Annotated in this window: 11 protein-coding genes and 1 tRNA gene; 5 read left to right on the top strand and 7 right to left on the bottom strand. The window is 45.6% G+C overall.

Annotated features, from left to right (window positions below):
- Positions 1 to 301: 301 nt before the first annotated feature.
- The 6 genes from J7545_RS04910 to J7545_RS04885 form a co-directional block, all read right to left on the bottom strand.
- Positions 302 to 390, bottom strand: a tRNA-Ser gene (locus tag J7545_RS04910).
- 63 nt (positions 391 to 453) lie between these two features.
- Positions 454 to 1,593: a patatin-like phospholipase family protein gene (locus J7545_RS04905; RefSeq protein WP_318701098.1), complete on the bottom strand. Its 1,140-nt coding sequence runs from the start codon at positions 1,591 to 1,593 to the stop codon at positions 454 to 456.
- A gap of 15 nt (positions 1,594 to 1,608) precedes the next feature.
- Positions 1,609 to 2,313 (bottom strand): dienelactone hydrolase family protein, encoded by a 705-nt coding sequence (locus tag J7545_RS04900; RefSeq protein WP_318701097.1) that lies wholly within the window; start codon positions 2,311 to 2,313, stop codon positions 1,609 to 1,611.
- A gap of 269 nt (positions 2,314 to 2,582) precedes the next feature.
- Complete coding sequence (locus J7545_RS04895; protein WP_318701095.1) at positions 2,583 to 3,899, bottom strand: cytosine deaminase; 1,317 nt, start codon at positions 3,897 to 3,899, stop codon at positions 2,583 to 2,585.
- 61 nt (positions 3,900 to 3,960) lie between these two features.
- Complete coding sequence (psb29, locus tag J7545_RS04890; protein WP_413038684.1) at positions 3,961 to 4,644, bottom strand: photosystem II biogenesis protein Psp29; 684 nt, start codon at positions 4,642 to 4,644, stop codon at positions 3,961 to 3,963.
- Between the two features lie 181 nt (positions 4,645 to 4,825).
- A complete protein-coding gene (locus J7545_RS04885; protein WP_271945430.1) occupies positions 4,826 to 5,182 on the bottom strand; it encodes an STAS domain-containing protein in 357 nt (118 codons plus the stop codon).
- Positions 5,183 to 5,453: 271 nt separating this feature from the next.
- On the opposite strand from J7545_RS04885, the gene J7545_RS04880 reads away from it, so the two are divergent.
- From J7545_RS04880 to J7545_RS04860, 5 genes are all read left to right on the top strand, one after another.
- Positions 5,454 to 5,981, top strand: a complete 528-nt coding sequence (locus J7545_RS04880) for an SRPBCC family protein (protein WP_318701093.1) — start codon at positions 5,454 to 5,456, stop codon at positions 5,979 to 5,981.
- Positions 5,982 to 6,073: 92 nt separating this feature from the next.
- Positions 6,074 to 7,153, top strand: a complete 1,080-nt coding sequence (locus J7545_RS04875; protein ID WP_318701092.1) for an Mrp/NBP35 family ATP-binding protein — start codon at positions 6,074 to 6,076, stop codon at positions 7,151 to 7,153.
- Positions 7,154 to 7,270: 117 nt separating this feature from the next.
- Complete coding sequence (gene rodA, locus J7545_RS04870; RefSeq protein ID WP_318701091.1) at positions 7,271 to 8,542, top strand: rod shape-determining protein RodA; 1,272 nt, start codon at positions 7,271 to 7,273, stop codon at positions 8,540 to 8,542.
- 30 nt (positions 8,543 to 8,572) lie between these two features.
- Positions 8,573 to 8,758 (top strand): NAD(P)H dehydrogenase subunit NdhS, encoded by a 186-nt coding sequence (locus J7545_RS04865; protein WP_271945426.1) that lies wholly within the window; start codon positions 8,573 to 8,575, stop codon positions 8,756 to 8,758.
- A gap of 137 nt (positions 8,759 to 8,895) precedes the next feature.
- Complete coding sequence (locus J7545_RS04860) at positions 8,896 to 9,600, top strand: Uma2 family endonuclease (protein WP_318701090.1); 705 nt, start codon at positions 8,896 to 8,898, stop codon at positions 9,598 to 9,600.
- A 111-nt stretch (positions 9,601 to 9,711) separates the two neighbouring features.
- Here the strand turns inward: J7545_RS04860 and J7545_RS04855 are convergent, their stop codons facing one another.
- The gene (locus J7545_RS04855) at positions 9,712 to 10,056 is read right to left on the bottom strand and encodes a CHAT domain-containing protein (protein ID WP_318719217.1); all 345 of its coding nucleotides are present in this window, start codon (positions 10,054 to 10,056) and stop codon (positions 9,712 to 9,714) included.
- Between the last annotated feature and the right edge of the window lie 133 nt (positions 10,057 to 10,189).

Genomic DNA, 10,189 nt, shown 5'->3' with positions numbered 1-10,189 from the left:
TTTAGGGGTTTTGGGAGGGGTTGCCAGTTTCTCTCAGGGAACCCCTTGAATTTCTCTATGAATTCTATAGAAAACTCTTATGTGATGGTCATGTGATGCTTATGTGATGGTCATGTGATTGGTTTATTGATGAAATTCTATGGCAATGCTTTTATGGATAGATTTCCTCTATTTGTACGACCTATTTACCCTGCACTGCTTTGGAGTGGTGTAGGATGATTTTAGGCAGATTTTAGGCAGAGCGTTTAGTATTAATAGGTTTCGAGGTTTCAAGTTCCTCTCTAGCTAGAATGATTTTAGACGGAGAGAGAGGGATTTGAACCCTCGGAAGGTATTAATACCTTCAACAGATTAGCAATCTGCCGCTTTCGACCACTCAGCCACCTCTCCAAGGAAAGCCTTTCCCATGATAACAAACTGAGCTAAGAAAGGCAAGGGAAGTGGGGAAGTTTTTTAGCAAAATCCTCGTTCCTTCAAATGGCGCTTCCAGTTCCAATGATGGAGGAAAAAGTCTTTGGTTTGTTTGTATCCCAAGCGATAGAGTTTAACCTTCTTCTCCGAGCTAAGGGAAAAGTCGGTAGTGGTGACTTTGGCCTTGGTGACATCAATATTAATCACCCGACCTTGGTCACCGTGGCGCACATGATATCGGTCTCTAGCATTAGCCATTGATCGCAGGGAAGCAGTAAATAGATCAAGGGCGTTGTTAATTTTAGGTGGGTTCAGGGTTTGATCGATTAAGCGAAAGCCAAATGTGGGCCATTTAGGAGGGTTCAAGGGATCGCCGGAAGGGCGGTCATAAATCCACAAAGGGAAGTTACTGAGCAAACCACCATCGAGAATATAGGCATTACCGAGTTGTTCGGGTTTGAAAAATAAAGGAATACTCGAAGATAAGCGTACGGCTTCAGCGATACTAAAGTCTTGGTAATGCTTGAGATTATGCTGTTGTAGGATAGCTTGGCGATGGCTTTTTTGGTCTTTGTTAAGTCGAGCAGAATTGGGATTGAGATCGTCAGGTAGAACCCACATCTCGCAGTGGGTGATATTGGAGACGACAATCTTCAGTTCTCGTTGGGGATCGAAGCGTTTGACATCAGTAAAAGTTTCAATTCCCCTGGATTTAAGGGTTTTAGCAATCCAGTCTCGGAAGGGATCTGAGGAGTATTGACCGAGTTGTTGGGTCAATAATAAAGATACGATCATCCATAAGGGCGCTTGGAGGTCGTCGCTAGGATCGCCATTGAAAATGAAGGGGCTAGTTTTTTGAGAGAAGATGCCATTGTAGTCGATGCTACTCAAGATCTCTTCGAGTTTATTAATCGGAAAACTAGCCGCTAAAAAAGCTGCGGTTAATGAACCCGCAGAGGTTCCAGCCAGCTTTTTCCACTGAATGCCCAAATCTTCACAGCAGCGTAAGGCTCCTAATAGGGCAATTCCCCGTACTCCTCCCCCTTCAAAGATGGCATCAGCACAGTAATGACCATCAACAGGTTTGGGAAAACGACTCCAAATCTCTTCTTTTTGTTTTTCTGTGAGTCGGAGGTCTTGATCTTCTAGGAGTTGGGGATTGATGTTGATAAATGATGCCATGTTCACCTTCGGAGATCACGGTTTTAGATGTTGCTGCAAGAATTGTAGAGTGCGATCGCCCGCTTGTTGAGCTATTTCGCTAACATAGGCAGTGGAGTTCACCCGACTAAAGCCATGATTTACGCCTAAGTAGCGATGTAGAATAACGTGAGGATGGTCTTCGAGACTCGATATCATTTGAGTTTGGGCATCGGGACTGACATATTCATCCAATTCTGCTAGGTGAAGCATCAGGGGGGTTTTTATTTGTTCCTGTTCATGGAGATTGTTGTCAATACCCACCCCATAATAGGAAATATTACAATCAGCCGGCGATCGCGCGGCCATTAGATAGGCCAGTTTTCCTCCCAGACAAAATCCTAGGGTTCCTACTTTACCGCTACAACTTGGTAAGACTTTGACTGCTTCTAAGGTAGCGATCAGATCGTCTACGCCTTGATCTTCGTTAAACTGCTCGTAAAGACTAAAGGCTTTAGCTAAATCTTCTTGATTATCAGGTTCTAGCTCAATGTTGGGTTCGAGTCGCCAAAACAAATCGGGAACTACAGCCAGATAACCTAAACTAGCGTACCGATCTGCTATCTGACGCATGATAGCATTCACCCCAAAAATTTCTTGAATGACGATTAATCCTGGGCCATTTCCTCCAGGGGGTTCACAGACATAGGCGCTAAAGTTACCTCCATCAAGGGTAGATATGATTAGGTCTTGGTTCGTCATAGCGATCGCTCAATAGTCCAATAGTCTATACAGGGATATAGCGCTACGCGCTAGTAATCGATAATAGGATGACTATACTTAGCCAGGGTACTGCTATAGTTTACTGCCTTTTTTCTCTCATCGGAACAAGTAGAGCGCTTTGCACTGTGATGGGGGGATAGGAAAATCAGGAGATAGGGGGAGCAAATAATAGACTTGATGGAGCTTTTAGCTGTTCTCGCGATTGTTAAAACAAGTGCTGTAATCGGGAAAAGATCGGAGTTACATCTTTACAGTCGATCCAATTCCGAGTAGTCAGGGAAGGTAGTATCGATGGGTTTACCGCTGTGCAGCACAATACGATCATGTTGGGAACGGGCTAAAAGTTCAGTAAATCGCCGTCCTTTGAAGAGAATTAAGTTAGCGGGTAAACCGACGGCGATCGCCACTGGATTAGGTAACTTCATAATTTTACCTGGAATTGTAGTGACTGCTTGCGGCCAGTTGCCATAAGGAATATCTAAATGGGCAATTCGCACAGTTTGATTAAAGACTTCTAACATGTCATGATCGCCAAAGGCAAAAAACGGATCGCGACAATTATCGGAGGCAAATATTACCGGAATTCCCATCTTTTGCATTTCCTGAACTAAGGTTACACCGCGATAGGTGGGGGTTTTTCCCGGTTGCCGGTCTTGCAGGTAGAGATTGCACATTGGTAAGCTGACAATAGCAATGTTCGCTGCTTTTGCCGCTTCTAGGGTTGACTGGATCTGCTCTGGAGTTTGCAGGGCTAAACTACAACAATGACCGCAGGTAATTTGACCTTCAAATTGATAGCCAAGCGCCGTTTGTGTTACCTGATAAAGGGTACGCGCTTGCGGATCTAGATTTTCATCCGTATGGAAATCTAGGTCTAAGTTTCGCTCTCGTGCCAAAGAAAATACCGAACCAAGTTGGCGTGAAAGATTAGAATTCATGAGGGGCATTCCCCCTAAAATTCCTCCTATTTCTGCCAAGCGATCAACAAACTGTTGCCCTTCTGGAGTTAGTAATTCTTCTAACGTGCTTAAGCTCACTGCTTGCAATTCAAGTTTCCCTTGCCATTCTTTCCGGAGAGCTTGAAAAACTTCCCAAGTCACTTCGGTTTCTTCACCTCTCAAGTCGAGATGGGTGCGAATGGCTTGGGTTCCGTGGGCATAACTACACTTTAGGGCAAAATTCATACGCCGATAGAGATCTTCAGCCGTCCAATAGCGATCGCCATCTTCTCCAGAAGCAGCGATCGCCCCCTCGAATGTACCATCAAGGTTAGGGCTACGATGCCAAATATGGCCCTTATCCAGATGAGTATGAATATCGACAAAAGTTGGCCAGACTTGACCTCCCTTCATATCATAGACATTATTTTCATTGCTCGGAGGGCGATCTCCACTGGCGCAAATTTTAGTAATCATGCCCTCTTCAATACAGATATCCACCCGCACCAGTTTTTCTGAATTAGGTGTCACTGTAGGAGGGCAATGTTTGGGCAGAAACAGAGACAGAGGAACTTGAGCATTATAGAGCCAGTAGCCTTCGCACTCTAGAATATTACGAGAAGTCATGGGTAATGGTTAATCTCCACGTTTATGCTCCCTGAGCTGACTCGAAGGGAGCTACACATCCCTATTCTTCCTCCTTTTGCAAAGCTCGCTCTTGTCGTTTTTTACGTCCAGCTTCCAAAATATCCTTCATTACCGCCTGAGCTTGCTTCACTTTTTCCAAATTCGACCGATACAATTCAATATCCTTTTGCAATTTCTCCAAAGAAAGTCCCAATCCTTGGGCAATCTTTTCCAACGTTTGGTTACGACTCTCCTCAGTTTGGAGTCGTTCAGAATCAACCGTAGAGACGAGAGTATACAAACCAATCGCAAACAAACGACTATACTTAAACTTAGGATTATCGGCGATCGCCTTCAAGCGCCCCCGCAGAGCCTCCGCACCTTCACCCTGATGCGGATCGCAAAGCAAAGTCACCACAGCATCTCCAGACCAATCCTTAATCTGTTCCTGAGCCTGTTGAGCCTCTGCCCGATAAACACTGACATCGCTCTCCAACGCTTGACACAACGCTGCAAAAATAGATGCTTTTTCACCCTCTGGTGAATATCCCTCCATAAATTGGTCAAAGGACGAAACAACCCCAAGGGCATAAATGGGGTCATACTCAAAGTCCACATTGACCGACAGCAAATGCATCTCTACCATCAATTCCTCCACCACACGGCGGTAGATAGAATTAATGGGCCGGGTATGATTAGTATAAAACGCTCGCTTAGTATCGGAAACAGTGCGGACAGTATTCACAGCTACAATTATCATAGAGTGGGTGATTCCATTCTCGCGCCTAAAGGTCACTTTGCCAAGGTTTTCCCAAAAAACCAGCATTAAAGTCCCGTCACCAGGAGTTTAAGACAATTGCTTCCAGAAAGCTGACCGTCCCCTCTCCTAGTGACTCAAACACATTCGTCAGACCCTTTTGCCCCAATTATCCTGCAACCCTGGGAACCCCTTCTAGTGCATCATTTTCTGTTTCAAAAATTTCAAATACAGAATCCATCATCGTCACTTCAAACACCAACTTAGCTTCCGGATGAACATTACAGATACGAAAAGAGCCTTTAACCTTCTCCGCATCCCGCATCCCAGCGACCAAAGACGTTAGGCCTGAGCTATCAATAAAGTTTACTTGACCCAGATTTACCACCACATGCCTACTGAGCTTAGAAATACATTCCTGTAGTTTCAAACGAAATTGCCAGGCTGTAGTGATATCTAAACGTCCAGTTGGCGTTAAAACAATAACTGTTGTTCCATCTTCCGTTTCGTGTGTTCTTTGCTCCATTTTGATCGTCTACCTTTTCTATTAGGAATTGTGGACTTCTGGGTTGATTGTAGTATCTCAAATCGACTTGGAACAAGCCTTAGACCCATAATATACTGTTGGGCGCTGGTAAACTGAAATAATTCTTAATCCACGATCCGCAGATCTCACTGGCAATGTTACCCTAGCGTGAATGACCCACTCCCCGTTGACATTAAAACCCGCCTAATCCTGCTCAAACCTAAGTGCATCAATGATTTCTTTATTTTTTAGTGTGAGTATTGAATAGACAATGCCAGATTTTTTGTCTAAGCTATTGGGCCGCAAGAGTCGTAGAGTTCGCTGTACCCTAGCCAAAACCTATCGTGTCATTAGTTCAGCTTCGGTTGACGATCTATGGCAAACCGTTGTTGATTTCGCTGATGTCTCTTGGCATCCCCTCTTAGCGCGAACCAATGTCCCTAGGGGTTTGGTTCCTAAACCGGGACTGATTTTTAGGGCTGTGACTCGGTTAAGCCCCATTCCAATCCGCATTTTTGTGGAACGAGTCAGACCCGGAGAACTCTTAAGCATTAGAATTTTGGCTATGCCCGGAATTGAAGAGAGGATGATCTATCAAGTCGAATCGACGGTTTGGGGCACTCGCATCTCCTATTCAGTCACCTTGCGCGGATGGCTCTCTCCTCTGATTTGGTCGTTTATTCGTCCCTATGCAGCCAAAGTCGCTGAAGCTCTAGCCAAAGCAGCAGAGAAAGCGCCCCTTCAAGGTGGTCCTGGAAAGAAAACCCATCCAGGAAACTCGGTAGATTTTGGATTTTAAGTCAACCCGTATGAAAACCGATGAGAATTGCCCAAGGGCGTTAAGATTTGATAAGTAACGTCGGAATAATCAACAGCCAATAGCAAATCCTTATGACTTTGACCCTCGATCCCCAATCCGTTTTAGAAGTCCTACGACCTGTGGAAGACCCAGAACTGCGGAAAAGTTTGGTGGAATTAAATATGATTCGCCAAATTGAGATTGATGCCCAGGGAAATGTGAATTTTACTTTGGTGCTGACTACTCCCGCTTGTCCACTGCGGGAATTTATTGTCGAAGACTGTACAAAAGCGGTGAAAAAGCTTCCAGGGGTTCAATCGGTGAATATTGAGGTGACAGCAGAAACCCCTCAAGCTAAGAATACCTTACCCGATCGCCAAGGGATTGAGGGCGTGAAAAATATTATTGCCATTTCCAGTGGTAAAGGGGGAGTGGGCAAAAGTACGGTGGCAGTGAATGTGGCTGTCGCTTTAGCCCAAACGGGGGCTAAGGTGGGCTTAATTGATGCTGATATTTATGGCCCCAATGCCCCAACGATGTTGGGCTTAGACTCGGCTAAGGTGATGGTACAGGACAGAGGGGGCAAAGAAGTCCTAGAACCGGCTTTTAATCATGGCGTAAAGCTGGTTTCCATGGGCTTTTTGATTGAAAAAGACCAACCAGTAGTTTGGCGCGGCCCCATGCTCAATGGGGTGATTCGCCAATTCCTCTATCAAGTGGACTGGGGTGAGTTAGATTATCTGATTGTGGATATGCCTCCTGGAACTGGAGATGCCCAATTAACCTTGACTCAAGCGGTTCCCATGGTAGGTGCCATTATTGTGACTACTCCCCAAAATGTGGCCCTTCTTGATTCGCGTAAGGGGCTGAAAATGTTTGAACAGATGGGGGTTCCAGTGCTGGGAATGGTGGAAAATATGAGTTATTTTATCCCGCCGGATCTGCCCGATCGCCAATATGACATTTTTGGTTCGGGAGGGGGTGCAAAGACCTCAGAAGAACTCGGTGTTTCCCTGCTCGGTTGTATTCCCCTAGAAATAGGTTTACGGGAAGGTGGCGATCGCGGCTTACCCATTGTGGTCAGCGATCCTGAATCGGCTTCAGCTCAAGCGTTAGTCAAGGTCGCTAAGGCGATCGCAGCTAAAATCTCTGTCGCCGTCCTCACCAGATAAATTAGAGTCAATCGAGGATACTCTATCAAGAATAGAGAGGAATTCATCCTTCCCTATTCCCCATTCCCTATTCCCTATTCCCTATTCCCCATTCCCCATTCCCCATTCCCCATTCTTATGCGTAGATCTCTATTTTACTCTGCTAATTCAGGTTCTAGGATTCGCTGGCTGTCTATACTCAATAGTTGGAAAAATTTAGATTGGTTATTGCTGATTTTGGTGATTGGCTTAACCCTGTTTGGTGGGATCGTGATTCGCTCAACCCAGCTCAACCTTCAATATACCGATTGGCTGCAACATTGGATTATTGGGGGGATGGGGTGTATTCTAGCTCTATTTATTTCCCGTTGGCGCTACCAGCAACTCATCCAGTGGCAATGGGTGATCTATGGTATTACTAATGTTTCCTTATTAGCAGTGATTTTTATTGGCACAACGGCTTTAGGCGCGCAACGATGGATTACGATTGGTGGGTTTAATATTCAGCCCTCGGAATTCGCTAAATTGGGGGTAATTATTACCTTAGCTTCTCTACTCCACAGTAAGGGAGCGTCAACTCTATCAAGCCTCTTCAAAACTCTCGCTATTGTGGGTGTTCCTTGGGGTTTGGTGTTTCTGCAACCTGACTTAGGAACCTCCCTCGTGTTTGGGGCGATCGCCTTGGGAATGCTTTACTGGGCTAATACCAATCCCAGTTGGCTGATTTTATTGATCTCTCCAATGATCTCAGCGATCCTATTTAATCTTTATCTTCCAGCCTGGTTTGCTTGGGTGGGTTTACTAGCCCTTTTAGCTTGGACAAGTTTACCTTGGCCACGTATTGGAGCTGGCGTTACAGTTGCTCTAAGTACGGCCTTTGGATTCCTGAGTGAGGTCTTTTGGGGACTGCTTAAGGATTATCAGAAAGACCGCTTAATTTTATTTCTCAACCCGGAAAAAGACCCCCTAGGCGGAGGTTATCATCTCATTCAATCTCGGATTGCCATTGGTTCGGGACAACTCCATGGCACAGGGTTAAATCAGGGAACCCAAACCCAACTGCATTTTATTCCCGAACAACACACGGATTTTATCTTTTCGGCTGTGGGTGAGGAGTTGGGATTTATTGGCGCGACGATCCTGTTATTGGTCTTTTGGTTAATTTGTCTGCGCTTAGTGATGATTGCCCAAAATGCGAAGGATAACTTTGGTTCTTTGCTGGCGATCGGGGTATTATCGATGATTGTGTTTCAGGTGATGGTGAATATTGGCATGACCATCGGCCTTGCCCCAGTTACCGGAATTCCGCTACCTTGGATGAGTTATGGGCGATCGGCTCTATTGACCAATTTTTTGGCGATCGGCTTGGTAGAAGCAGTAGCCAATCACCGACATCGGCTAAAGTTTTAATGGATATTTTATCACTTGAGGTAAAAAAGGATGATCTTACCAGGTGTAGCAGTACGGGTAAAAAATATGGGAGATACCTATTATGGTTTTACCGGCCAAGTGCAACGGGTAACCGATGGTAAAGCAGCGGTACTCTTTGAAGGGGGAAACTGGGATAAGTTAGTTACTTTCCGACTAGGAGAGTTGGAAATCGTCGATCCGACGAGTAAAAAGTAAAATAGTTATAATTGCCAATCATCTGTGGGGTGGGCAAGTCTTAAGAGGCAAATCAACAATCCTCTTGCTGTACCTTGCCTACCCTACTGGCTTGTTTTTAGGCTTTTCACTCCCCATAAGCGGTTCTCTATAAATCCATGGTTCAACTGTATCCCAATCCCAAGCAGAAATCCCTGCCAACGATGTATGATTTACCCAGCGAAGACCCGGAGGAACCTGGATTGCCGGATGAGTTTCACGATTACCAACCGGATTTATTAACTCAAACTTGTCAATCTCCCCGCTACCGTGAGGATGACTATTTTATTGCCAGCGATCTTAACCTCTACTATGACAGCGAACATACCCTATGGCACAAACGCCCGGATTGGTTTGTGGTGTTGGGAGCCAAGCGTAGCCGTACTCAACAGGAGTTACGTCTAAGCTATGTGATCTGGCAAGAACAAATCAGTCCCTTTCTGGTGGTTGAATTAGCGTCTCCAGGAACAGAAGATGAAGACTTAGGACGCACAGAGCGTAAAGAGAAAAAGCCACCAACCCAATGGGAAGTATACGAGAAAATTTTACAGGTTCCCTATTATGTGACTTACGATCGCTATCAAAATCAGTTGCGGGTGTTTGTCCTTAACTCTGGAAAATACGAAAGGCTGGAATTATCACAAGGGAAAGTCTGGCTAGAACCATTAGGTCTAGGATTAGCGTTATGGCAAGGGGTGTACGAGGGAGTAGAGGGGTTATGGTTGCGCTTCTATAATCAAACTGGGGAGTGGATAACTACACCGAGCGAACGGATCGAGCAAGCTGAGTCGGAGTGCGATCGCCAACAACAACGAGCCGAATAAGCCAAATTTGAGCTACAAAAACTACGTGCTAAACTCCAAAAGCTCAGTATTGATCCTGATTCACTCTAAGCCCGATGCGCTGGTAATGGCCTATTCCCTATTCCCCATTCCCTATTCCCTAGCGCCAAGCGCTGCATGATTCATAGGTCGCCAATTACCAGAAGGGATGAAACTGGCCCAATAGTAGGGATGTTGATAGTGTTCTTGCTGTAACATGCTTAACTTCACCGCCCGCAGGGCATCAGAACGACCTAAACCATTTTGGAGATTCTCGTAATAGTCCACCATCAGTTCTTGAGTCGCAGCATCATCTACTTTCCATAAACTAATCACTTGACTTTCAGAACCGGCTATGGCTAAAGCGCGGCGTAGACCATAAATGCCTTCTCCCGCAGAAATGTTGCCCAGACCCGTATCGCAGGCAGAGAGGACGACTAACTGCGTGCCTTTTGACATCCTCCCCAGCCTAAAGGCGTGGGGATTCCCCTCATCACTAAGGAGACTTCCTCTTTCTACGAGTTCCCTTGCTTGGAACTGTTTCCCATTCCAAACAGAGGGGATTCTCTCGGGAGGCGTTACTTTCCGTCTG

The sequence above is a fragment of the Roseofilum sp. SBFL genome (assembly GCF_017746885.1).
Classification (GTDB): domain Bacteria; phylum Cyanobacteriota; class Cyanobacteriia; order Cyanobacteriales; family Desertifilaceae; genus Roseofilum.
This window is presented reverse-complemented; position numbering and strand designations above follow the sequence as displayed.

What these genes read in the sequence shown, in the direction of transcription:
- J7545_RS04865 (WP_271945426.1), top strand. Translation starts at nt 8,573, where the DNA reads ATGATCTTACCAGGTGTAGCAGTACGGGTAAAAAATATGGGAGATACC.
- J7545_RS04855 (WP_318719217.1), bottom strand. Translation starts at nt 10,056, where the DNA reads ATGTCAAAAGGCACGCAGTTAGTCGTCCTCTCTGCCTGCGATACGGGT.
- J7545_RS04885 (WP_271945430.1), bottom strand. Translation starts at nt 5,182, where the DNA reads ATGGAGCAAAGAACACACGAAACGGAAGATGGAACAACAGTTATTGTT.
- J7545_RS04895 (WP_318701095.1), bottom strand. Translation starts at nt 3,899, where the DNA reads ATGACTTCTCGTAATATTCTAGAGTGCGAAGGCTACTGGCTCTATAAT.
- J7545_RS04900 (WP_318701097.1), bottom strand. Translation starts at nt 2,313, where the DNA reads ATGACGAACCAAGACCTAATCATATCTACCCTTGATGGAGGTAACTTT.
- J7545_RS04875 (WP_318701092.1), top strand. Translation starts at nt 6,074, where the DNA reads ATGACTTTGACCCTCGATCCCCAATCCGTTTTAGAAGTCCTACGACCT.
- J7545_RS04905 (WP_318701098.1), bottom strand. Translation starts at nt 1,593, where the DNA reads ATGGCATCATTTATCAACATCAATCCCCAACTCCTAGAAGATCAAGAC.
- rodA (WP_318701091.1), top strand. Translation starts at nt 7,271, where the DNA reads ATGCGTAGATCTCTATTTTACTCTGCTAATTCAGGTTCTAGGATTCGC.
- J7545_RS04880 (WP_318701093.1), top strand. Translation starts at nt 5,454, where the DNA reads ATGCCAGATTTTTTGTCTAAGCTATTGGGCCGCAAGAGTCGTAGAGTT.
- J7545_RS04860 (WP_318701090.1), top strand. Translation starts at nt 8,896, where the DNA reads ATGGTTCAACTGTATCCCAATCCCAAGCAGAAATCCCTGCCAACGATG.